Origin of the sequence: Saccharomonospora sp. CUA-673, from assembly GCF_001942305.1 — a bacterium.
In the GTDB taxonomy this organism is placed as follows: Bacteria; Actinomycetota; Actinomycetes; order Mycobacteriales; family Pseudonocardiaceae; genus Prauserella.
The window spans coordinates 1-21,978 of the sequence record NZ_MKKE01000054.1 but is presented as its reverse complement, the minus strand read 5'-3'; the positions used below and the strand labels follow the sequence as shown (position 1 = coordinate 21,978).

Genomic DNA, 21,978 nt, shown 5'->3' with positions numbered 1-21,978 from the left:
CGTTTCGTTTATCACGCTCCAGGCAGGGCGCAAGGTTTCGTTGTTGTGTGACGGGTTTGTTGGTGGTTGCGCCCTACCTGGAGCGTGATGGTTTCGGTTTAGGTCGACGGGATGACACTCCGGGGGCGAGGTTTGTTTGGGTTTCGTGGGTGGTTGCGTTTCGGGGCTTGGTGGGAGCCTTTGCTTCGCTCGACCTCGGGTTCGGACCGGGTTGGCGGTTGGTTGTTTGTCGAACTGGTGTTTGGTATTATGGGACTGTGGCCAGTGGTGATTCTCTTGCTCAGTCTGTGCAGTCGCTTCGTGTGCGGCGGGCACGGATTGATGCTGAGGAGATGAGGGTTCTGGCCTCGCTGCGCCGTCGGACGAGGGCGAGATGGCGTGGTTTGCCGAGTCACTCGTGCCGGAGTATCGGGCCTCTCGGGAGTTTGTTCTCGGGCGCGTTCACACCGCTGTTTCGCTGGTTTCTCGGATGCCTCGACTGTTGTCTCTGATGGAGGACGGGAAGGTCGAGTACTACGCCGCGTCCCGGGTCGTTGAGGTGACCGGTGTGTTGACCGACTCGCAGGCTCGCGAGGTCGACTTGCTGTTGGTCGACAAGCTTTCCTCGGCGGCCGAGACGATGTGGTTGCCGCACAACCTGGTGCGAGCAGTGCGACGGCTCGTCGACAAGGTCGATCCCGCCGGTCGGGTTGAGCGGGCTCGCAAGGCCAACGACGGCCGGAAGGTCACGTTGGAACACGGGGAGAATTGCCAGTCCCGACTCGTTGCCACCATGCGGTCCGAGGTGGCTGCTGCTTGCTACGCCCGAGTCGATTCGCTGGCCCGTCAACGTAAACGTGATGGTCACAAGCGCACCTACGACCAACTGCGCGCCGATGTGGTCGCCGACTTGTTGCTGGGCAACGACCCCGGTGCCACAACTCCCGAGGCTTCCGCGGTGGTCTATGTGCACATGCCGGTGGACACGGCGTTGTCGATCTCCGAGTCCGGCGCCGAACTCGACGGCTACGGGCCCATCCCCGGCGCCATCGGCCGTGAGATCGCCACGAACCCGAACAGCGTCCTGCGGAAGGTGCTCTGCGATCCCGCCACCGGTGATCCGGTCGACCTGGGCCGGTCCCGGTACCGGCCCACCGCCACGCTCCGCGAGACCATGCGCGTCCGGGATCGGGAGTGCGTCATCCCCTGGTGCCACCGACCCGCACGGCACTGCGACACCGACCACGAACAGGAATGGGCCCGCGACAACGGCCCCACATCACTCACCAACCTCACCACGCGCTGCCGCCGACATCACCGCATGAAGAACACACCGGGCTGGACTACCACCCACGACCCGACGCGGGGCACGACCACCGTCACCACACCGCTCGGCACCACGCACACCGGACGGCGCACACCCGTCCTCAACCTGCGGATGGAGTCCCCACCCATCAATGGCACGGAGTGCCGTTAGTTGTCCGAGGTGTCGTCGTCGGCCAGCGCGGCGTTGATCCGCCACATCACATCCGCCGCCGGTGCGGACGTGCTCAGCACCGCCACGACCGTGCCCTCGCCGGCGCCGGGGGAGACGTCCGCAGCCGGCCTCGGCGACGGACTGGTCTCCCGCACCATCGCGAACGCCCGATCCGCCAGCACATGCGGATCCACCGTGCCCCCACTGTGCAACCACTGCCGCAACACATGGTTGTGCGCGGCCGCCACCGCAGCACCCACGATCGGCGCACGCATGTCCGCCTCCGCGTCACCCGCCGCCTGGAACCGCTCCCGGAGAAACCTTGTGAACACCCGCTGATACCGATCCACACTCGCCACCTCACGGTCCCGCAACGACGACACCGCACGCGTCAACCGATACCGCTTCAACGACACATCCGGATCATCCAGATACGAGTCCAACACCAACAACACCGCACGGCACACCGCATCGACCGCATCCTCCTCGGCCGGATCGGACTCCGCCAACGTGCGCTCGATGTCCGCCAACAGGTCATCGTGATTCGGGAAGATCGAATCCTCTTTGGACCGGAAATACCGGAAGAACGTCCGCCGGCCCACACCCGCCGCCGCCGCGATGTCATCCACCGTCGTCGCCTCATAACCACGCGACAGAAACAGATCGATCGCCGTACTCGTCAACGTATGCCGAACCCGACGCCGACCCGCAGGCGTCCTACCCACACGACGACGCGGAGCACCGGCAGTCGCCGCAACAGGCGGAGGAGAAGCGGACATGCGGCGAAACCTAGCAGAAAACCCTTGCTAACGGCACTGAGTGCCACTAGCGTGTGGTTCGTCGAAGTTGGCACGAGCCTCGAATGAGCAAAGGCGCCGCAGGAGGACCGCGATGACCGTGGAGCTGGACGCACAGCAGCCCATCCGTCCCGACTACCGCGGGACCTTCGGCTGGCCCGTCGAACAGTACGCAGGCGGCTTCCGCCTGATCACCGGCTCCGGCGTCGCCGCCGTCGTGGTGCCCCGCGCACTGTCCGACGCCGTCCTCACCGACCTGCGCAAACTCGACTGCCTCGGCCCCGCGCTCGGCCTGCCCACGCGCCGCGAACGCGTCACCGTGCTCCTCGCCGAAGCCGACGACCTCGGCGCTGCACACCACGAACCGCCCGAAGGCATCCGCGTACTGCCCGCCGGCTCCATCGTCCCGCTGCCCGACGGCCGCGCCGAATGCGCAGCCCAATGGCTCGTCGAACCCGACGCCATCCGCCGCTGGCTGCCCAGCCTCGGCGCCGTCCTGGCCGCCGTCGCCTCGATGCCCACCATCAGAAACTCCCGCGGCGCGCGCACGGCCGACCGGCGCGACATCCCGCGGGAGCTTCTGACCTGGTGACACCCCGGCCCGCCGCAGCGGGCCCGAAAGGCTCAGACCGGGCGGATCAGATATCCACGCCCTGACTGCGCAGCCAGGGGAGCGGATCGATCTTGTTGCCGTTCTCGTGGATCTCGAAATGCAGATGCGGGCCCGTCGACTGACCACGGTTGCCCATCGTCGCGATCTGCTCGCCGGCCTGGACCTGCTGGCCCACCGACACCATCGACTGATCGATGTGGCCGTACACCGAGATCAGGCCGCCCTCGTGCTGCACACGAACCCACATGCCGAAACCGCTCGCGGCACCCGAGTCGATCACCTCGCCCGGCAACGTCGAGTAGATCGGCGTACCGATGCTGTTGGCGATGTCGATGCCGTAATGCACCGTGCCCCATCGGGCACCGTAGGTCGACGTCAACGTGCCCTCGGCAGGCTTCGCCGCACCGCCGGGCACCGCGGCGACCGCACCGGTCGCCGGCGCCGGCGACTGCGCACGGCTGGCCAGGCGGTCGATCTCCGCCTTCGCCTCCTCCTGCTGCTCCTGCGCCGTCGCGTAGGCACTGCGCGCCTCGGCCTTCGTCGACGCGGCCTCACGCTCGTTGGTCGTCGCCTCGCGCAACGACGACGTCGCCTCGCGCTCCGACTGGCGCATCTCGCCGAGCGCCTTCTGCATCCGATCCAAGACACGCAGCTGATCGTCGCTGATCGCATTCAGCAACGACGCACGCTCCAGCATCTCCGTCGAGCTCTCGGCGCCGAGATAGGCCGACATCGAACCGATCGTGCTGCCCTGGCGGAAACTCGCCGAGGCGAACCGGTCCAGATCGCCCTGCATGCCGTTGAATCGCTTCGCCGCCGTGTCGGCAGCCGAACGGGCCTCATCCGCGCGTTCGCGGGCCTGCGTCGCGGCCCGCTGAGCCGCGTTGTGCTTCCGCTCCGCCTCGGTGAACGCCTGGTAGCGCTCCGCCAGCCGCGCCTGGGCATCGCTCAACTCGGCGCGCGCGGAATCGACGTCGTTCTCCTGGCCGTGGGCCGGGGTGATGGGGGCGACGACCAACGCCAGCGCTGCGAGCGCCGCGGTCGTCACCCGTCTGAGCGCGTGGGGCGCACTCATGCGGGGTCTCCAATTGTGTTGCGGGCGCGTCGGGGGAAACACGCCCATTCGGGTCGGGGTCTCGTGACTATGCGCAACACGCGCCGCGCAAAGCCAGCATGTTTGAGAAGTACCACAACGATCAGGTCACGGGAAAGCGACGATCAGACGCTCCGTGCTTGACCCGAAACGCGCCGTGCACGCTGGTTCTGCCCAGAGTGATGGGCCCTGATCACTGCGTGTCATCACCGGACGTGCGTCAGGGGAGTCGTGCGTCAGGGGCGTGGCATCACGGGGCGGCGTCGCCGTGGGCCGTGCCTGCGCCGACGAGCGGCTCCGTGTGCACCGTCGCGGCGGTCAACCTCGGCACCGTACCCATGAGCGTCCGCTCCACGTCGTGCGCGATCGCATGCGCGGCCACGACGTCCAGCGTCCCGTCGACCGCGACATCGAGCTCGGCGCGCATGCTGTGGCCCACCCAGCGCAACCGCACCTGCCGCACGGCCAGCACCCCGTCGACCTTGGCCGCCGCGAGCTCGACCCGCTCGGTGAGGTCGGGTTCGACCGCGTCCATCAGCCTGCCCAGCACCTCGCGGGCGGCGCCGCGCAGCACGCCGAGGATCGCCACCGTGATGACCAGACCCACGATCGGATCGGCGATGGGAAAACCGAGCATCGTCCCGCCCGCGCCCGCGACCACCGCCAACGACGTGAACCCGTCGGTCCTGGCGTGCAGTCCGTCCGCGACCAACGCCGCCGACCCGATCTGCCTGCCCACCCGGATCCGGTACTGCGCGACCAGCTCGTTGCCCACGAACCCGGCGAACCCGGCGAGCATCGCGACCCACGCGTGCGTCATCGGCACCGGATCGAGCAACCGGCGCACCGACTCGTAGCCGGCGAACGCGGCCGACGCGGCGATCACCAGCACCACGACGATGCCCGCCAGATCTTCGGCCCTGCCGAAGCCGTACGTGAACCGGCGGGAGGCCGCACGCCGACCCAGCACGAACGCGATGGCCAACGGGATCGCCGTCAACGCGTCGGCGAAGTTGTGGATCGTGTCGCTGAGCAACGCCACCGAACCCGTCAACAGCACGATCGCCAGCTGCGCGAACGCCGTCACCATCAGGGCGGCGAACGACCATGCCAACGCGCGCAGGCCCCTCGAGCTCGTCTCCAACGCCGTGTCGACGCGGTCGGCGGCATCGTGGCTGTGCGGCGAGAACAGGTGCTTCACCCAGCCGCGGAACCCGCGCCCGTCGTGTCCGTGTCCATGGCCGTGTTCGTGGTGGTGCTCGTGCCGACGTGTCACGGCCTCACTATCTGCGCACTCACGCAGATATGCAAGTGCGTATGTGCGTGACATGACGTACGGTTGCCGACATGCACAGCTCGGTGCCCGATTTCGACATGCCGAACGACGAGCAGGTCAACCTGGCCGCGGAGTCGTTCCGACTGCTCGCCGATCCGACCCGGATCAAGGTGCTGTGGGCGCTGCTGCAGGGCGAATCGTCGGTCGCCTGCCTCGCGGAACTCGCGGGCGCCGCCCCGACCGCCGTCAGCCAGCACCTCGCCAAACTGCGCCTCGCAGGCCTGGTCACCGGCCGGCGCGAGGGCACGTTCGTCTACTACTCGGCCGCCAACAACCACGTGCGCGGACTGCTCGCGCAGGCGTTGTTCCACGCCGACCACATCGACCGCGACCTGCCGCCGGTCGCCGACCCGGACGCCGACAACGCCCACCACGCCCGCACCGGGGTGAAGACCGCGACATGACGAAGGCCGGCACCGCGTTCGTCGAACGCGGCACCGGCCTCGCGGTTGTCCGGACTCAGGAGTCCAGGTCGACGGCCTGGAACGTCTCGTAGAGATCCGGCGTGTAGTAGATCTCCCCGTCGCCACCGGCGATCACGCGATCCTGCGAACCGACGTGGAACAGCTGGTAGTGGCCGTCCTCGCACTCCGGCAGAACGCCCTCGCGGTTCTCGTAGGTCTCGCCCGAGGCACCGTCCTGCGCGTCGGAGACGGTCTGCCGCGCGTCGGCCGACAGGTCCGACAGCGCCACCGTCTCGAGGCCGGTGGCCTCACCGCACGTGGGGTCCGGCTCCGGCTCGGGGTCCGGCGAACCGCCGTCGTCCCCGCCGCCACCGCCGTTGCCGAAGATCTCCGCGGCCCATTCGGGGTGGTCGATGAACGGGTTGCGGTTCTGCTGGAACTCGTCGTGGATAACGTCGTTGCGCTGCCGCTCGAAGTCGTCCACCGGGTCGGCCTCGTGCCACTCGAGCAGCACCGACTCGCGGCCCATGAACGGCTGCGAACCGTTGTTGACCTCGTCGTTGAGCTCGAGGTCGGGCGCGCCGCCCTCGCCCTCGTACCGCACGGCCATGTAGAAGATCATCCGTGCGACGTCGCCCTTGACCTCGTCGCGCGGCTCGAACGAGTCGTCGTCGGTGAAGTTGCCGGGAGCGCCCTCGACCTCCTCGCCGCCGTTGTCGAAGTCCTTGTTGCCGCGGATGCTGTTGACCTGGACGTCCGTCGGACGCAGGTGGTGGGCGTCCGCGCCGGGGCCCGACGTGCCGAGGTCGCCGTGCGACTTCGCCCAGACGTGCTCCCGGTTCCAGTCGCCGGACCCGCCGCCGTTGGCGTCCTTGCTCCGCGACTCGCCGCTGTAGAGCAGCACGACGTTGTCCGGGTTGTTCGGATCCTCGTCGGCGGCCTTGATCGCGTCCCACACCTCGTCGTAGGACAGCTGGTTGCTCTCGCTGATGATGTCGTTGAGCGCCGTCTTGAGCTCGTCGCCGGTCAACCCGTCGGTGCCGTCGTAGTACCCGGCGGGAACATCGGCCGCCTCGGGGGAGGTGGGCGTGCCCGCCGCCGCCGGGATCGGGGCGAGCAGTCCCGCCGTCACCGTCAGGGCCGACAAGGCCCCGACCGCCCAGCGCGTCGTTCGTGTCCGCATTCGGAGGACCTCGTTTCTGCCGTAGTCACAGACTGCGGAGTCAATTTCACACGCTGTGGCGAAATGGCAGAACCAACGATCGTCGGCGAAAAGTGAACACCTCGACACCGCGGCGTGATCTCCGGACTTTCGTCGGGTGACATTCGCGAACGGAGCAGCATGGCTGGGCCGAACAGAGCAGTGCGCCTGTTCGCCACATTGTCGGATATGTCGGTTATTGCGTGAATTCAGTGTCCGGGAAAGAAACAATCGTCGCTATCGGGGAATGTGTACGCGGACCTAGTCTGTGCGCGAATCCGAGAGCATTACGCAGCGTGGTGCTCACAGTGCGATCAGTGGAAGAGGTGAGGTCATGGCAGTACGGAAGGCGGCGGCGGTCGCCGGCGCGCCGCGCTCGTGCTGAGCCTGTCGGCGCTCGTCCCGGCGCAGGCGGTCTCGAACGGTGCGGTGTCCGCGGGGCCGGGCGCGGCGGTGGCGCAGCAGGAATCCGACGTCGCACCGCGCGGCGAAGTCACCCTGGACATCGACTACGAGGTGCAGGAGACCGGCTACTGGTGCGGGCCGGCGGCGACGCGGATCGCGCTGTCGGCGCAGGGGGTCACCCGGAGTCAGGCCGAGCTCGCGGAGGAGCTCGGCACCCACACCGGCGGCACCGACCACATCAGCCAGGTCACGACGGTGCTGAACAACCACATCGGTGGTTACGAGACGACCGAGATGCCGAACGATCCGCCCACACAGGAACAGAAGGACGTGTTGTGGGACGACATCGTCAGCACCATCGACAACGGTGAGGCGATCGTGGCGAACATCGTCGCGCCGCCCGGCAACCAGCCTCCGGGCTACCCGTCGGACCGGACGATCTACCACTACTTCACGGTGACCGGGTACAACGACGCCGAGGGCACGGTGCAGATCGCCGACCCGGCCTCGTTCGGCGGCAACCAGATCTACTGGTTGACGTTCGATCACCTCGCATCGCTCATTCCGCCGAAGGGCTACAGCTCCTGACCGGCGATCCACGGTCGTAGCTCCGGCCGGTGCCGCGGAACGGGCCGATGTCCGTTCCGCGGCATTTTCTCGCAGAATGCGCGGCTCGTTTCGGTGACCCTTGGTTCGACATCGATTCCGGTGTGTATTCATTCCTGCCTCCCGGCGAATCTGCGCTAAACTCGTAGACCGTTTCTTCGCTCGCCGGAGAGGTGGAGACCGTGTCCGTGATACGGGTGGAAAGTCTCTACAAGGTATTCGGCCGCCGCGGTCCCGAGGTGGTGCGATCACTCCTGGGCGGAACGGATCCGGCGGAGATCGACATTCCCGGAACGACGGCCGCCGTCGTCGACGTGTCGTTCGAGGTCGGTGCCGGCGAGATCTTCGTTGTGATGGGCCTGTCCGGTTCCGGCAAGTCCACGTTGCTGCGCATGCTCAACGGGATCCTGCCCGCCTCGTCGGGAAAGGTCTTCGTCGAGGACGCCGAGCTCACGTCCATGACCTCCCGGGAGATCCGCGAGCTGCGCCGGAACCGGATGAGCATGGTGTTCCAGCATTTCGCCCTGTTCCCGCACCGCAGCGTGCTGCAGAACGCCGCCTACGGACTCCAGGTGCAGGGCGTCGCGAAACGCGAGCGGTTCGAGCGGGCCCAGCGGGCGCTCGGGATGGTGGGGTTGTCCGGTTGGGAGGACCGGCTGCCCGAGCAGCTGTCCGGCGGCATGCAGCAGCGGGTGGGGCTGGCCAGGGCGTTGGCCGCCGAGACCGATGTGCTCCTCATGGACGAGGCGTTCAGCGCGCTCGACCCGTTGATCCGCCGCGAGATGCAGGACCAGCTCCTCGACCTGCAACGCCAACTGGGCAAGGCGATCGTCTTCATCACGCACGACCTGAACGAGGCGATGCGGCTGGGCGATCGCATCGCGGTGATGCGGCAGGGCCGGATCGTTCAGATCGGCACCGCCGAGACGATCCTGTTGCATCCCGCCGACGACTACGTCGCACAGTTCGTGCGCGACGTGGACCGCGCCCGGGTGCTGACCGCGCGGTCGGTGATGGACAAACCCTTGCCCGCGGTACGCGCGCAGACGCCGGCGGCCGACGTGCTGCGCGCGATCCGGGAGTCGGGACTGGCCGACCTTGTGCTCGTCGACCAGGACGGACGTCCCACCGGCGCGGTGACCCTGACCGATGCCGATGCGGCTGTCCGCAGTGGACTGTCGGACGGTCCACTGCGGATCGAACCGGTGTCGCGGGTGGTCGAGTCGGCGACAGTCGACGAGCTGTTGTCCGTCGTCACCGGCCGGTTGCCGCTGGCGGTCGTCGACGACGACGGCGTGCTCGTCGGCGTGGTGCGCCAGCCGACGTTGCTGGCCGCGTTGAGCAGTGGAGGTGGCGATGCGTGAGGTACTCGCATCCGGCAGGGCGGCGGCCACCGACTGGGAGGTGCCGCGGATCCCGCTCGGCGACCGGTTCTCCGACCTGGTCTCCTGGCTGAAGGACAACCTGGGCGAGCTGTTCGACGCGGTCTCCGACGGGCTCGACACCGCGGTGACCACGCTGGCCGAGCTGCTGACCTGGCCGCCGACGTGGGTCATGATCCTCGTTTTCGCCGCGTTGGCATTGTGGCTGCGGGGCTGGAAGTTCGGCATCGCGGCACTGCTCGGATTCGCACTGCTCGACGGACTCGACTCGTGCGCCAGCGCGATGCAGACACTCTCGCTCGTACTGCTCGCCGGTGTGGTCGCGGTCGTCATCGCCGTTCCGTTGGGGATCCTCGCGGCGCGCAGCGACAGCGCGAGCCGCGTGGTCAAACCCGTCATGGACTTCCTGCAGACCGTGCCGCAGTTCATCTACCTCATCCCCGCGGTCATCTTCTTCGGTATCGGGGTCGGGCCCGGGGTGGTCGCCACGGTCATGTTCGCGCTCGCGCCCGGCGTGCGTCTGACCGAACTGGGGATCCGTCAGGTCGACAAGGAGATGGTGGAGGCGGGGGAGGCGTTCGGCTCGTCGCCGACGCGGATCCTCACCGGAATCCAGATTCCCCTTGCCATGCCGTCGATCATGGCCGGCGTCAACCAGATCATCATGTTGTCGCTGTCGATGGTCGTCATCGCTGGCATGGTCGGCACCCCCGGACTGGGCGCCGACGTGTTCGAGGCGACCACCCGGCTGCAACTCGGTGCCGGGTTCGAATACGGCGTGAGTGTCGTGATTCTCGCGATCTACCTGGACCGCATCACCGCGTCGCTGTCCGCGAAATCCGCGGTCAGCCGTGCGCGCAGGCTCGCGGGCGTCACCTGAATCCAACCGGGACATCGGGGCCTGGGCGTATGTGGATCTGCCGAAAGGAGGACGGGATGCGAATCAGGAGAACACGGGTGCTGCCCACCGTCGCGGTGGCACTGTTGGTATGGGTGACCGCGGCATGCGGCGGAGGTGGCGGCGAGGGGGAGGGCGGTGGTGAGGCCGGCGGCGGGGACCTCACCATCGGTTACATCGCGTGGGACGAGAACATCGCGCTCGCCAACCTGTTCAAGGCCGAGCTGGACCAGCGTGGGTACAACGTCGAGTTGCGACAGCTCGACGTCGCACCGACCTGGCAGGCCGTGGCGCAGGGCGAGGTCGATCTGTTCCAGGACGCGTGGCTGCCGACGACGCACTCCGATTACTGGGAGCAGTACAAGAACCAGGTCGAGGATCTCGGGGTCTGGTACGACCAGGCGACGTTGGACATCGCCGTGCCGTCGTACGTGCGGGACGTCAACTCGCTCGCCGACCTGAAACAGCACGCCGACATGTTCGGCGGCACGATCACCGGCATCGAGCCCGGCGCGGGCGAAACCCGGCTGGTGGAGACGAAGATGATGCCGGACTACGGCCTCGAGGGCACCATGACGCTGCAGAAGTCGTCCACCACGGCGATGCTCTCGGCCCTCGACTCGGCGATCGCGAAGAAGGAACCGATCGTCGTCACCCTGTGGCATCCGCACTGGGCGTACTCGCGCTACGACCTCAAGGACCTCGAGGACCCGAAGGGGTCGATGGGCGAGGCCGAGGAGCTGCACATGATCGGCCGCGAGGGATTCGGCGAGGACTTCCCCGAGCTGACGAAGGTCATCGAGAACTTCCGCATGGACGACACCCAGCTCGGCGACCTGGAGAACGCGATCCAGCAGGCCGGCAGCGGTCAGGAGCTCACAGCAGCCCAGCAGTGGGCCGAGGAGAACAAGGACGTCATGGACGAGGCGTTCGGCAGCCTGCCGAAGCAGGGTGCCTGATCGCCGGAGTTGTCGGGGCCTTCGTCAGACGGCGAACACCTGGTCGTCGTCGGCGAAGGCCTTGAACTCGAGCGCGTTGCCGGCCGGGTCGCGCAGGAACATCGTCCACTGCTCGCCCGGTTCGCCCTCGAACCGCACGTAGGGCTCGATGACGAACGTCGTGCCCGCCGCGCGGAGTCGGTCGGCGAGGGTGTGGAACGCGGGAATCGTCAGGATCAGGCCGAAGTGCGGCACCGGCACGTCGTGCCCGTCGACCGGGTTGTGGATGCCCTCCGACCGTTCGGGTGCGAGGTGGGTGACGAACTGGTGGCCCTGCAGGTTCCAGTCGATCCACGACGCCGAGCTGCGTCCCTGCTGCAGGCCGAGCACCTCGCCGTAGAAGCGGCGGGCCGCGTCGAGGTCGTCGACGGGCATGGCCAGGTGGAATCGGGGGATGGGCGAGTCGAGCACGGCCATGGGTGCGCCTCCTGAATCCTCGGTGGACCGCGTCCAGTGCGCGGGCCTTGTCCGAATGTTAACATTGGGACAAGAGGAGGTCGTATGGTCGAGCGCTCGATCACACCCGCCCGTCGCCGCGGGCTCGCCGACGAGGTCGCCGATGCGGTCCGGGAGGCGATCTTCGACGGCACCTACGCGCCCGGGGCGCAGCTGCGCGAGGTCGAACTGGCCCGCGCGCTCGACGTCAGCAGGGGTCCCATCCGGGAGGCCCTGCTGCGCCTGGAACGCGAGGGGATCGTCCACACGGCCTGGCACCGCGGGGCGTTCGTGATCGAACTGTCCACCGAGGACATCGTCGAGCTCGACAGTCTGCGCGGCGCGCTGGAGGAACTGGCCGTGCGGCAGGCCGTCGACCGCGCCGAGGACACCGATCTCGACGCCGTCGCCGCGGCGGCCGAGCAGCTGGCCCGCGCGGCCGATCCACATGCGACGGTTCGCGCCGACATCGCCTTCCACGACGCGGTGTACGCCGCCGCGCGGCATCGCCGACTGCAGCAGGCATGGGAGGCGATCCGCTCCCAGGTGCACGTGTTCCTGCTGACCCGGATCGGCCTGGACGCCGACGTGACGCACCTGCCCGGCGAACACCGCGAGCTGGCCGAGGCCCTGCGCGGCCGCGACGCCGACCGGGCCGTGCGCCTGTTCGCCGACCACCGCGCCCACGCCTTCGACGTACTGACCGACGGGCACACCGCGGCATCGGAGTCCGCTGAGCGGAAGTCCGAATAGGACTCACGGTGCGCCCGCCGGTGGGATCGTGCGGGTGGATCAGTTCAGCGGGCCGGCGTCGATGACCTCGTCGTAGTGCTCGCCGTTGATCTCGACGTTGTCGAGGTTCAGGTTGCGGACGTGTTCGAGTTCCATCGGCGTGCCGACGTCGGAGAACGTCGAGTCGCGGATGGTGATGTCACTGACGGGGGAGCGTTCGTAGCCGCGCAGGTACAGGCCGAAGTCGCCGCCCGTGCTGTGTACGTTCTCGATGTGGATGTCGCGCACCGTCGGGGTGTGCTCGCCCGCGTCGCCCTCCTCGTACTGGAAGTTCACCCGGATGACCTCGCCGCCGACCTGCGGGATGCTGTTGTTGCGGAAGTAGACCTGCTCGACGGTGCCTCCGCGGACCGAGTTCGTCTTCACCCGCAACGCGCGGTCGAGGTCCGGGCTGTCCATGACGTTGTCCTCGGCGAAGACGTTGTAGACGTCGCCGGACATTTCGCTGCCGATGACGACGCCGCCGTGGCCGTCGGCCATGGTGTTGTCGTGGATGACGATGTTCTGGCTGGGAACATCGACTCGCCTGCCGTCCTCGTTGCGTCCGGACTTGATGGCGATGCAGTCGTCGCCGTTGTCGAAGCTCGAGTTCTTGATGACGACGTTCTTGCTCGACTCGGGGTTCACCCCGTCACTGTTGGGCCCGTCCGGGCTGTCCAGGGTGACCCGGTCGATCGTGATGTTCTCCGACAGCACCGGGTGGATCATCCACATCGGAGAGTTGGTGAGGGTCACGCCCTCGACGAGGATGTTCTCGCTCTCGTAGAACTGCACGAAGTTCGGGCGCAGCTTGCTGTCGTCCAACCGGCGCTCCTCGACGGGCACGCCGTCGGCGCCCCACTGGAACAACTGGTTGCGGTGCTCGGTCTCGATCACGCCGTCGCCGGCCGGCTCGCGTTTCCACGGCCACCAGTGGTCCTCGTCGGCCTGTCCGTCGAGGGTTCCGGCGCCGGTGATGGCGACGTTCTCGACCTCGTCGGCGTAGATGAACGACGAGTAGTTGTACAGCTCGACGCCCTCCCAGCGGGTGCGGACGGCGGGCAGGTAGTCGGCCGGATCCTGGCTGAACCGCACGGTCGCGCCCTCGCTGACGTGCAGTTCGATGTTGCTTTCCAGGTGGATCGCGCCGGTGTGGAACTCGCCGGGCGGCACGACGACCTTGCCGCCGCCACGCTCGGTCGCGGCGTCGATCGCGTCGGCGAAGGCCCCGGTGCTGTCACCCTGGCCGGAGGCATCGGCGCCGTAGTCGGTGATGTCGAACGGCCGCTGCGGAATCCGCGGCGGTTTGACGTCCTTGCGGATCTGATCCGCCAGTTCCCAGCCCTCCGGTTCGGCGGTCGGCTGCTGTGGTTGTTGCTGGGGCGGCGGGTCGGACGCGGCCGCCGGGGTGAAGAACGACAGGGCCAGCGCCGTGGTGAGCGCGGCCGTCACGATGCGGGTGGAGCCTGCTGAACGCATGAGTTCTCCTCGGGTACTCGACGGTGAGCACGCTGATGTCGGCCGAACCGAGAGAAACCGGTTTCTGGCCGGTGTCCGATGGAACAGCAGGAACGGTGGTGTGTCAATGCGTGTTTCGGGCGTTCGTGTCGCCCGCGTCGCATTCGGTCGAGTGCCGCGGGAGGGTCGCCACGTGGTCGCCGGACGGGTGATCCCGTGCTCCGGAAACGTCGAGAGGTCCACAGTATGGCGCTGACGTGGGATAAGCTGGCCAATGCCGACCAGGGCGGCTGAAAGCGGTTTCCGTCGCGCGGGCCTGGTTGACGGTGTACTGACCTCGGATGTCGACGAGTGAGGGGCGGTCAGATGGGCGCGAGCGAACGCTCGCAGTCGGTGACGATCCGGGACGTCGCGCGAGCGGCGCAGGTCTCGCCCGCGACGGTGTCGCGCGTGATGAACCGGCGGAGCACGGTCGACGTCGAACTGGCGCGCAGGGTGCAGCAGGCCGCCGCATCGCTGGGTTACCACCCGAGCGCCGTGGCGCAGGGACTGGCGCGCGGGCGCACCGAACTCGTCTCGATCCTCGTGCCCGACCTGGGCAACCCGATGTTCCAGTCGGTGCTGCGCGGCATCAGCCGCGCCGCCGGACTGGAGGGATACCGGGTGCTCGTGACCGACAGCCGGGAGATGCCGCTCGAGGAACCCGTGCTGGCACACGAGACCCGGCTGCGCACCGACGGCCTCGTACTGTGCTCACCACGGTCGCACGATCAGGAACTGTTGGAACTGGCGGGCAAGCTCGAACCGTTCGTCCTGGTCAATCGGCGGGTCGAAGGGCTGCTCGCGCCCACGGTGTCGGTCGACTACGCGGCCGGCATCCGCGTGCTCGCGGCCCACCTGTCCGGGCTGGGGCACCGGCACGTCGCCTACCTGTCCGGTCCGATGGCCAGCGTGTCCAATCAGGAACGGCTGGACACGCTGCACGAGACGGCGCAGGGCCGGTTCGAGTTGACCGTGCTCGAATGCGGATCGATGCACGAGGACGGCTACGAGGCCGCCGACCGCGCGCTCGGTACCGGCGCCACCGCCATCATCGGCTACAACGACCTCGTCGCACTCGGCGCGCTCGGCAAGTTCCACGCCATCGGCGTGTCCGTGCCCGAGCAGGTCAGTGTCGTCGGCTTCGACGACATCGCCTTCGCCCGGTACGCCTCACCGATGCTGACCACGGTCGCCGTGCCGCAGGAGGCGCTCGGCGAGGAGGCGTGGCAGCGGCTGTCGGCGATCCTCGGTGGCGGCGAACCACCCGCCGACGTCTGCTTCACCCCGCGGCTCGAGGTGCGCCAGAGCACCGGCCGTCCGGCGTCCTGACGCCGGCGTTTCGGGCGAGCGTGCCGGTACTGCCTCGTGCGGGCTGAATCCGGGCAGCTCGGGGCGCATCGTCGCGCCTGGTCCGGGTCGAGATGAGTCTTGACACCGTCGTGGCGGCGGTTAGGCTGGGAAACCGGTTTCTCGCACGGAACGATCACGTGCGAGCTCCATCAATGTCGATCGGAGTTTCCCGTCCATGTCACAGTCCCCATCGAGGCCGGCGGCGCGGCCGATCCGGGTGTTACGCCTGGGGCTCGCCGCCGTCGATCGGACGACCGATGTGCTGACCCTGCTCGGCCTCGTGGCCATGGTGCTGGTGGTCAGCTGGCAGGTCTTCGCCCGTTTCGTCCTCGGATTCACCCCGGGCTGGGCCTCCGAGGCCGCGCTGCTGTTGCTGTGCTGGCTGGCGTTCCTGGGCATCGCCAAGGGAATCCGGGAACACAGCCACATCGCCGTCGGCTTCGTCGTCGACCGTTTCCCGCGGGTCCTGCGTGCGGTCACGGTGCGGATCGCCCCGGTGCTCATGGCGGTGTTCGGCGGTTACCTCGTGGTCCAGGGCGGCGAGTTCACCCGGCTGATGACGAGCTCGACACTGCCCGGCACGGGGTTGCCGACCTCGGTGCAGTACGCGGCGATGCCGGTCGCGGGCGTGCTGATCGTCATCTACAGCGTGCTGCAGATCGTCGGTGCGATCCCGGTGGACCCGCCGGAGCCGGTCGAGTCCACTCAGGACGGTTCGGAGGGCGGCACGCCGGGCGATCCGGCGACCGGCGGGGGTGAGGGCCGATGATAGATCCCGTCGCCGTTCTGCTGCTCTTCGGCGGATTCGCCGTCCTGTTGCTGCTGCGCGTGCCGATCGCGTTGGCCCTGGTCGTGTCGTCGATCGCGGCGGCCCTGTGGATCGCGGTCCCGCTGCCGTTGGTCGGCCAGAAGATGGTGCAGGCGCTCAACTCGTTCCCGTTGCTGGCGATCCCGTTCTTCATCCTCGCCGGTGAGGTGATGGCCAGCGGTGGCGTCGCGCGCAGACTCATCGATCTGGCCAACATCGTCGTCGGCTGGCTACGTGGTGGGCTGGCCATGCTCAACGTCGTGGCCAGCACGTTCTTCGGCGGGATCTCCGGATCGGCCGTCGCCGACACGTCGTCGGTCGGTTCGGTGATGGTGCCGATGATGCGCAAGCAGGGATACCCGGCCAACTACTCGGTGGGTGTCACGGTCGCGAGTGCCACTCAGGGTGTGCTGATCCCGCCGAGCCACAACATGATCATCTTCGCGCTGGCGGCAGGCGGCAGCGTCTCGATCGGCGGACTGTTCATGGCCGGCGTCGTGCCCGGCCTGCTCATCGGGCTGTTGCTGATCATCATGTGCGCCGTCATGGCCCGCACCCAGGGACACCCCAAAGGCGAGCCGATCCCGATGCGGGACGTGCCGAAGATCGTGTGGCAGGGCGTGCTCGGCCTGTTGACGCCGGTGATCGTGATCGGCGGCATCCTCAGCGGCGTGTTCACGGCGACCGAATCGGCCGCGATCGCGTGCCTGTGGGCCGTGCTCATCACGTTCGGCGTGTACCGCGAGGTGCCGCTGAAGGCGTTCGTCGGCATGCTGCGCCGTTCGGTCCGGACGCTCGGCACCGTGCTGTTCCTCATCGCGGCCGCCGGTGCCTACGGCCACCTGCTGACCGTGCTGCAGCTGCCCGAGGCGCTCACGCAGACGTTGCTCGGCCTGTCCGAGAACCCGATCGTGATCCTGTTGCTGTGCAACATCCTGCTGCTGGCCCTCGGCGCGATCATGGACATGGCACCGCTGATCCTCATCACGACGCCGATCCTGCTGCCGGTCGTCACGTCGCTCGGCATGGACCCGATGCAGTTCGGCGTGATGCTGATGCTGAACCTCGGCATCGGCCTGATCACCCCGCCCGTCGGAAGCGTGCTGTTCGTCGGCTCCGCGATCGGCGGCATTCGCATCGAACAGGCCGCCCGCGGCGTCCTGCCGTTCTATGTGCCGATGGTCGCCTGCCTGATGCTGGTGACCTTCGTCCCCTCGTTGTCGTTGGCCCTGCCCCAATGGCTGGGCTTCTAGCGGCGATTCCCGGTTCCCCGTGAAAGGAGACATATGCGCAGCGCAGCGCTTCGTCGCATCACCACGGTCGCCATGGCGGCCACGCTCGGTCTCGGGCTCGCCGCGTGCGGCGGCGCCGGAGGCGCCCAGGACACCGTGACCTGGCGGCTCGCCGAAACCCACCCCGGTGACTACCCGACCACGAAGGCGGACGAATGGTTCGCCGAGGAACTGGAGAAGCGGTCGGACGGCCGTATCACCGTCGACGTGTACCCGGACGCCCAGCTGGGCGAGGAACGGGACGTGCTCGAGCAGATGCAGCTCGGCTCGGTCGAGTTGAACCGCACCAACGCGAACCTGGTGGGCGAGTTCGTCGACTCGTGGAAGGCGTTCGGTGTCCCGTACGCCTTCGAGAGCGAGGAGCACTTCTGGAACTTCCTCGAGGGCGACGGCGGTCAGGCCAAACTGGACGAGCTGTCCGAGATGGGCGCGGTCGGCCTCGCCTACTACGACTCGGGTGCCCGGTCGATCTACAGCAACGGGCAGCCGGTCGAGGAGCCCGAGGACCTGGCAGGCCGCAACATCCGGGTCCAGCCCGGGTCGATCACGGCCGAGGTCGTCCGGGAACTCGGCGCCTCGGCGACCACGATGGACTTCGGTGAGGTCTACAGCAGCATCGAGACCGGCGTGATCGACGGCGCCGAGAACAACCTGCCCAGCTACGTCTCCACGCGCCACTACGAGGTGGCCGACAACATCACGCTGAACGAGCACCAGCGGGTGCCCGAGGTGCTGATGATCTCGCAGACCGCGATGGACCAACTGTCCGAGGAGGACCAGCAGTTGGTGCGGGACGTCGCGCGGGAGTCCACCGAGAAGCAGCGCGAACTGTGGGCCGAGGAGGTCGAGCAGAGCCGCGCCACGCTCGAGGAGGCCGGCGTGACGATCACCGAGCTCGACGACACGTCCGCGTTCGAGGAAGCCGTGGCGGACCTGAAGGGGCGCTACAGCGAGCAGTACGCCGAGTTCATGGACGCCGTCGAGGCGGCGAAGCAGTAGGCGTTCACGCCCCGGCACCACCCCGCGGGACGACACCGCGGGACGACACGGCCGTGCGGATCGACGGGGCTCCGTCGATCCGCACGGCAAGGAAGACACTGGTGAGGAGTAGGAATGCGGGTCCTCGTGACCGGAGGGTCGGGACGACTGGGACGGACCGTCGTCGATGCGCTGGCGGCGGAGTTCGAGGTCGTGTCGGTGGACGCGGTGCCACAGCAACGTGACGACGAGGTCGTGACGCTGCCTGCGGACCTGACCGATGCGGGGGAGTGCTACTCGACGGTGGCGCGGTTCCAGCCGGATGCGATCGTGCACCTGGCCGCGATTCCCGCGCCGGGCCTGGCTACCGACGTGCGTACGTTCACCACGAACACCGCGATGGCCTTCAACGTCTGCCAGTCCGCGGCCGACCTCGGGGTGCGGCACGTGATCGTGGCCAGCAGCCCGACGGTGATGGGCTACGGCAATCCGGCCGGCTGGCAGCCGTCCTACCTGCCCCTCGACGAGGCGCACCCGGTGGCGCCGTGGAACGCCTACACGATGTCCAAAGTGGCCACCGAGGACGTCGTGCGCGGGTTCGCGTTGCGTGGTGAGGGCACGTATCACGTGTTCCGGCCGTGCTTCGTCGTCGCGCCCGAGGAGTGGCGCGGCGCGCCGAGCCAGGGCGGGCGGACGATCCGGCAACGGCTGGAGAACCGGACGGCGGCCGCGGTGTCGCTGTTCAACTACATCGACGCGCGCGACGCGGCCGAGTTCCTCCGGCTGTTGTTGGTGAAGCGCGACGAGGTGCCGAACGGGGAGACGTTCTTCGTCTCGGCCGACGACGCGCTGGCCGAGAAGCCGCTCAGCGAACTGCTTCCGGAGTACACGCCGGTGTCGGCGGAGACGGCCGGTGTCCTGAAGGGCAACGCGTCGGCGTTCGACACGAGCAAGGCCGCCCGACTGCTCGGATGGCGGCCGCGCTACGACTGGCGTTCGGAGCTGGTGTGAGCGGCGAGGCGATCGCCGACCTGACGTGCGCGAGCAGGCGGCTGCCGCTGCCGGGAACGTGGGACGGCGGCGTGAGCTTCCACGACGTCGTCGTCGCCCGGGTGCGCACCGACCACGACACCGAGGGGACCGGGTTCGCCTGGACCCCTCGGGTCGGCGGCAGCGCTGTGCGGGCCGTGCTCGAGGACGAGTGCGCCGAGTTCCTGCGCGGCATGGGCACCCACCCGATCCCCGTGTGGGAGGCGCTGTACGCGCGCCTGCACGAGGGCGGACCCGGCGGCATCACCGCGATGGCGCTCGCCGCCGTCGACATCGGACTGTGGGACCTGCGGGCGCGGACCGCCGGGGTCGGGCTGGTCGACCTGCTCGGCAGGCGCCGGGACGTCGTCGGCACCTACGGCAGCGGCGTCAACCTCGACTACACCCTCGACGAACTGCGCGAGCAGGTCTCCCGCTGGGTGGCCGCCGGCTTCCGCGCGGTGAAGATCAAGGTCGGCTCGGCCGACCTCGACCGCGACGTCGAACGCGTCGCCATGGTGCGTGAGCTGATCGGACCGCAGGCCCGGCTCATGATCGACGCCAACCAGCGGTGGGACGTGCCCACGGCATCCCGGGCGATCAACGCGCTCGAACGGTTCGACCCGTACTGGATCGAGGAACCCCTGCCCGCCGACGACATCGCCGGACACGTGCGACTGCGCGCGACCACCCGCGTGCCGTTCGCCGTGGGGGAGAACCTGCGCACCGTGCGGCAGTTCCGCGACATGCTGGTCGCGGGCGTGTGCGACATCGCCCAGCCCAACGTCGTGCGCATCGGCGGGATCACGCCGTTCCTGCGGGTCGCCGAACTCGCCGCGGCGTTCGACGTGCCCATCGCGCCGCACCTGCTGCCGGAGATGTCGACGCAACTGGCACTGAGCGTGCCGCTCGTGTCCATGGTCGAGGCGATCGACCGGGCATCGCTGGCCGAATTGGGCGGACTCGCCGAACCCTCCGGCGTCACCGTCGACGCGACGGGGGGCGGGCGCGAACGGCTCCGGGGCACGGACTCGTGTTCGACGTCGGCCGCGGTTGACGGAGCCGAGCGACACCGGCGATCTTGGTAATCGCCGCACGGGCCGTGCGGCCAACGATGTCCGCACGCCCGCACCCGCGGGTGGCTTGCCCCGGGAGGTCCGCACATGTCCCCGCGATACGGCGATTACCAGCTGGAGATCTACCTCAACGGGATGCGGGGACGCCTACCGCGGTTCCCGGCCGACGCGGCGACGATGGAACAACGGGCCGCCGAGGCACTGCCGCCCTGGGTGCTGTCCTACGTCAAGTCCGGTGCCGGTGACGAGGGCACCCAGCGCGCCAACGTCGACGCGTTCGCCAAATGGGGCCTCGTGCCGCGCATGATGGCCGGCGCCTACGAACGCGACCTGTCCACGAACCTGTTCGGCATAGACCTCGAACACCCGCTGTTCCTGTGCCCCATCGGCGTGCTCGGCATCTGCTCGCAGGACCTCCACGGCGACCTCGCCACCGCCCGGGCCGCCGCACACACCGGCGTCCCCATGGTCGCCTCCACCCTGTCGCAGGACCCGATGGAGGACATCGCCGCCGCACTCGGCGACACCCCCGGCTTCTTCCAGCTGTACCCGCCCAACGACCGCGACCTCGCCCTCAGCTTCATCCACCGCGCCGAACAAGCCGGCTTCTCCGCCCTCGTCGTCACCCTCGACACCTGGGTCACCGGGTGGCGGCCCCGCGACCTCAACACCGCCAACTTCCCCCAGCTCCGCGGATACTGCCTCGCCAACTACACCACCGACGAACACTTCCGCGCCCGCCTCGGCGGCGACCCCGACGCCGACCCCCTGGCCACCGCCGCCACCTGGGCGAGCGTCTTCGGCCACGCCACCACCTGGTCCGACCTCGAATGGATCCGCGAAGCCACCTCCCTGCCCATCGTGCTCAAAGGCATCAGCCACCCCGACGACGTCCGGCAGGCCAAGGACCACGGCGTCGACGGCATCTACTGCTCCAACCACGGCGGCCGCCAGGCCAACGGCGGCCTGCCCGCCCTCCAAACCCTGCCCCGCGTCGTCGAAGCCGCCGACGGCGAAGTGCCCGTCATGTTCGACTCCGGCATCCGCAGCGGATCCGACATGGTCAAGGCACTCGCCATGGGCGCCGACGCCGTCGGCACCGGACGGCCCTACGTCCACGCCCTCGCCGTCGGCGGCGAGGACGGCGTCACCCACCACCTCCGCTCCATGCTCGCCGAAGCCGACCTCCTCATGGCCATCGACGGGTATCCGACGTTGGAGCGACTTCGCGAGGCCGGGGTCGAGCCCGTGTTGTGATCGGTTGGCGGCGTTGGGTGCCGTGTCAGCAGCTCCCGTCGCCGTGTTGGCGTTTCGTGGCGCCGTGTTGGCATCTTGCGTCGCTGTGTTGGCGGTTCGGGGGTGGGGGTGCCTCGCCGGCGGGCAGGTCTCTGGGATGTTGGGCGGCTTTGCCGCCCGGGTGAAGTGTCATCCCGTCGACCTCGGCTTTGGGGTATCACACTGCAGTCAGGGCGCAAGGTTTCGTTGTTGGGCGCCTGTTTGGTTTTGGGTTGCGCCCTGACTGCAGTGTGATGGTTCCGGTTTTAGGTCGA

Annotated in this window: 21 protein-coding genes and 1 pseudogene; 15 read left to right on the top strand and 7 right to left on the bottom strand. The window is 68.3% G+C overall.

The features are described from left to right. Positions 1-373: 373 nt before the first annotated feature. Entirely contained in the window at positions 374-1,456 is a 1,083-nt protein-coding gene (locus BJF85_RS20615) for an HNH endonuclease signature motif containing protein (protein ID WP_075849713.1), read from the top strand. Here BJF85_RS20615 and BJF85_RS20610 read toward each other — a convergent pair. Beyond that, positions 1,453-2,085, bottom strand: coding sequence for a TetR family transcriptional regulator (locus tag BJF85_RS20610; protein WP_369822248.1), 633 nt, complete (start codon positions 2,083-2,085; stop codon positions 1,453-1,455). The genes BJF85_RS20615 and BJF85_RS20610 overlap by 4 nt on opposite strands. 262 nt (positions 2,086-2,347) lie before the next feature. On the opposite strand from BJF85_RS20610, the gene BJF85_RS27580 reads away from it, so the two are divergent. After that, positions 2,348-2,845, top strand: a complete 498-nt coding sequence (locus tag BJF85_RS27580) for a hypothetical protein (RefSeq protein ID WP_075849711.1) — start codon at positions 2,348-2,350, stop codon at positions 2,843-2,845. A gap of 46 nt (positions 2,846-2,891) precedes the next feature. On the opposite strand, the gene BJF85_RS20600 is transcribed toward BJF85_RS27580, so the two are convergent. Continuing rightward, a complete protein-coding gene (locus tag BJF85_RS20600; RefSeq protein ID WP_075849710.1) occupies positions 2,892-3,941 on the bottom strand; it encodes a M23 family metallopeptidase in 1,050 nt (349 codons plus the stop codon). Between the two features lie 268 nt (positions 3,942-4,209). Next, entirely contained in the window at positions 4,210-5,235 is a 1,026-nt protein-coding gene (locus tag BJF85_RS20595; RefSeq protein WP_255375814.1) for a cation diffusion facilitator family transporter, read from the bottom strand. Positions 5,236-5,306: 71 nt separating this feature from the next. On the opposite strand from BJF85_RS20595, the gene BJF85_RS20590 reads away from it, so the two are divergent. Beyond that, positions 5,307-5,699 carry a metalloregulator ArsR/SmtB family transcription factor gene (locus BJF85_RS20590; protein ID WP_075849707.1) on the top strand — a complete coding sequence of 131 codons (393 nt, stop codon included), beginning with the start codon at positions 5,307-5,309 and terminating at the stop codon, positions 5,697-5,699. Between the two features lie 55 nt (positions 5,700-5,754). On the opposite strand, the gene BJF85_RS30590 is transcribed toward BJF85_RS20590, so the two are convergent. Together BJF85_RS30590 and BJF85_RS20580 are read right to left on the bottom strand one after the other, a co-directional pair. Beyond that, positions 5,755-5,988: a ribonuclease domain-containing protein gene (locus tag BJF85_RS30590; protein ID WP_255375815.1), complete on the bottom strand. Its 234-nt coding sequence runs from the start codon at positions 5,986-5,988 to the stop codon at positions 5,755-5,757. Positions 5,989-6,078: 90 nt separating this feature from the next. Beyond that, positions 6,079-6,882 (bottom strand): annotated as a pseudogene (locus BJF85_RS20580) (endonuclease I family protein); the annotation flags it as partial. A gap of 396 nt (positions 6,883-7,278) precedes the next feature. On the opposite strand from BJF85_RS20580, the gene BJF85_RS20575 reads away from it, so the two are divergent. The 4 genes from BJF85_RS20575 (at position 7,279) to BJF85_RS20560 (ending at position 11,150) form a co-directional block, all read left to right on the top strand. Continuing rightward, positions 7,279-7,893 carry a C39 family peptidase gene (locus BJF85_RS20575; protein ID WP_075849706.1) on the top strand — a complete coding sequence of 205 codons (615 nt, stop codon included), beginning with the start codon at positions 7,279-7,281 and terminating at the stop codon, positions 7,891-7,893. A gap of 200 nt (positions 7,894-8,093) precedes the next feature. After that, complete coding sequence (locus BJF85_RS20570; RefSeq protein ID WP_075849715.1) at positions 8,094-9,275, top strand: glycine betaine/L-proline ABC transporter ATP-binding protein; 1,182 nt, start codon at positions 8,094-8,096, stop codon at positions 9,273-9,275. Further along, entirely contained in the window at positions 9,268-10,173 is a 906-nt protein-coding gene (locus tag BJF85_RS20565; protein WP_075849717.1) for a proline/glycine betaine ABC transporter permease, read from the top strand. Before BJF85_RS20570 ends, BJF85_RS20565 begins: the two co-directional genes overlap by 8 nt. A 56-nt stretch (positions 10,174-10,229) precedes the next feature. Further along, complete coding sequence (locus BJF85_RS20560; RefSeq protein WP_075849705.1) at positions 10,230-11,150, top strand: glycine betaine ABC transporter substrate-binding protein; 921 nt, start codon at positions 10,230-10,232, stop codon at positions 11,148-11,150. A gap of 24 nt (positions 11,151-11,174) precedes the next feature. Here BJF85_RS20560 and BJF85_RS20555 read toward each other — a convergent pair whose 3' ends face one another. After that, entirely contained in the window at positions 11,175-11,606 is a 432-nt protein-coding gene (locus BJF85_RS20555; protein WP_075849704.1) for a VOC family protein, read from the bottom strand. 84 nt (positions 11,607-11,690) lie between these two features. Here BJF85_RS20555 and BJF85_RS20550 point away from each other — a divergent pair, with 84 nt between their 5' ends. Continuing rightward, the gene (locus BJF85_RS20550; RefSeq protein ID WP_075849702.1) at positions 11,691-12,377 is read left to right on the top strand and encodes a GntR family transcriptional regulator; all 687 of its coding nucleotides are present in this window, start codon (positions 11,691-11,693) and stop codon (positions 12,375-12,377) included. A 39-nt stretch (positions 12,378-12,416) separates the two neighbouring features. Here BJF85_RS20550 and BJF85_RS20545 read toward each other — a convergent pair whose 3' ends face one another. Then, positions 12,417-13,874: a glycoside hydrolase family 28 protein gene (locus BJF85_RS20545; protein WP_083666583.1), complete on the bottom strand. Its 1,458-nt coding sequence runs from the start codon at positions 13,872-13,874 to the stop codon at positions 12,417-12,419. 345 nt (positions 13,875-14,219) lie between these two features. Between BJF85_RS20545 and BJF85_RS20540 the strand changes: the two genes are divergently transcribed. The 7 genes from BJF85_RS20540 (at position 14,220) to BJF85_RS20510 (ending at position 21,685) form a co-directional block, all read left to right on the top strand. Then, positions 14,220-15,224, top strand: a complete 1,005-nt coding sequence (locus tag BJF85_RS20540; protein ID WP_075849701.1) for a LacI family DNA-binding transcriptional regulator — start codon at positions 14,220-14,222, stop codon at positions 15,222-15,224. A 196-nt stretch (positions 15,225-15,420) separates the two neighbouring features. Next, a complete protein-coding gene (locus BJF85_RS20535) occupies positions 15,421-16,014 on the top strand; it encodes a TRAP transporter small permease (protein ID WP_075849700.1) in 594 nt (197 codons plus the stop codon). After that, positions 16,011-17,306: a TRAP transporter large permease gene (locus BJF85_RS20530; protein WP_075849699.1), complete on the top strand. Its 1,296-nt coding sequence runs from the start codon at positions 16,011-16,013 to the stop codon at positions 17,304-17,306. The genes BJF85_RS20535 and BJF85_RS20530 overlap by 4 nt, the downstream gene beginning before the upstream one ends. Positions 17,307-17,339: 33 nt before the next feature. Further along, positions 17,340-18,344: a TRAP transporter substrate-binding protein gene (locus BJF85_RS20525; protein WP_075849698.1), complete on the top strand. Its 1,005-nt coding sequence runs from the start codon at positions 17,340-17,342 to the stop codon at positions 18,342-18,344. A 114-nt stretch (positions 18,345-18,458) separates the two neighbouring features. Continuing rightward, positions 18,459-19,334 carry an NAD(P)-dependent oxidoreductase gene (locus BJF85_RS20520; protein ID WP_075849697.1) on the top strand — a complete coding sequence of 292 codons (876 nt, stop codon included), beginning with the start codon at positions 18,459-18,461 and terminating at the stop codon, positions 19,332-19,334. After that, positions 19,331-20,440, top strand: coding sequence for a mandelate racemase/muconate lactonizing enzyme family protein (locus BJF85_RS20515; protein ID WP_255375813.1), 1,110 nt, complete (start codon positions 19,331-19,333; stop codon positions 20,438-20,440). The genes BJF85_RS20520 and BJF85_RS20515 overlap by 4 nt, the downstream gene beginning before the upstream one ends. Positions 20,441-20,515: 75 nt before the next feature. Next, positions 20,516-21,685: an alpha-hydroxy-acid oxidizing protein gene (locus tag BJF85_RS20510; RefSeq protein ID WP_075849696.1), complete on the top strand. Its 1,170-nt coding sequence runs from the start codon at positions 20,516-20,518 to the stop codon at positions 21,683-21,685. Positions 21,686-21,978: the final 293 nt, after the last annotated feature.

Coding starts and splice junctions, on each gene's coding strand:
- BJF85_RS20550 (WP_075849702.1), top strand. CDS start 11,691: ATGGTCGAGCGCTCGATCACACCCGCCCGTCGCCGCGGGCTCGCCGAC.
- BJF85_RS27580 (WP_075849711.1), top strand. CDS start 2,348: ATGACCGTGGAGCTGGACGCACAGCAGCCCATCCGTCCCGACTACCGC.
- BJF85_RS20525 (WP_075849698.1), top strand. CDS start 17,340: ATGCGCAGCGCAGCGCTTCGTCGCATCACCACGGTCGCCATGGCGGCC.
- BJF85_RS20530 (WP_075849699.1), top strand. CDS start 16,011: ATGATAGATCCCGTCGCCGTTCTGCTGCTCTTCGGCGGATTCGCCGTC.
- BJF85_RS20520 (WP_075849697.1), top strand. CDS start 18,459: ATGCGGGTCCTCGTGACCGGAGGGTCGGGACGACTGGGACGGACCGTC.
- BJF85_RS20600 (WP_075849710.1), bottom strand. CDS start 3,941: ATGAGTGCGCCCCACGCGCTCAGACGGGTGACGACCGCGGCGCTCGCA.
- BJF85_RS20555 (WP_075849704.1), bottom strand. CDS start 11,606: ATGGCCGTGCTCGACTCGCCCATCCCCCGATTCCACCTGGCCATGCCC.
- BJF85_RS20535 (WP_075849700.1), top strand. CDS start 15,421: ATGTCACAGTCCCCATCGAGGCCGGCGGCGCGGCCGATCCGGGTGTTA.
- BJF85_RS20560 (WP_075849705.1), top strand. CDS start 10,230: ATGCGAATCAGGAGAACACGGGTGCTGCCCACCGTCGCGGTGGCACTG.
- BJF85_RS20540 (WP_075849701.1), top strand. CDS start 14,220: ATGGGCGCGAGCGAACGCTCGCAGTCGGTGACGATCCGGGACGTCGCG.
- BJF85_RS20545 (WP_083666583.1), bottom strand. CDS start 13,874: ATGCGTTCAGCAGGCTCCACCCGCATCGTGACGGCCGCGCTCACCACG.
- BJF85_RS20615 (WP_075849713.1), top strand. CDS start 374: ATGGCGTGGTTTGCCGAGTCACTCGTGCCGGAGTATCGGGCCTCTCGG.
- BJF85_RS20510 (WP_075849696.1), top strand. CDS start 20,516: ATGTCCCCGCGATACGGCGATTACCAGCTGGAGATCTACCTCAACGGG.
- BJF85_RS20590 (WP_075849707.1), top strand. CDS start 5,307: ATGCACAGCTCGGTGCCCGATTTCGACATGCCGAACGACGAGCAGGTC.
- BJF85_RS20565 (WP_075849717.1), top strand. CDS start 9,268: ATGCGTGAGGTACTCGCATCCGGCAGGGCGGCGGCCACCGACTGGGAG.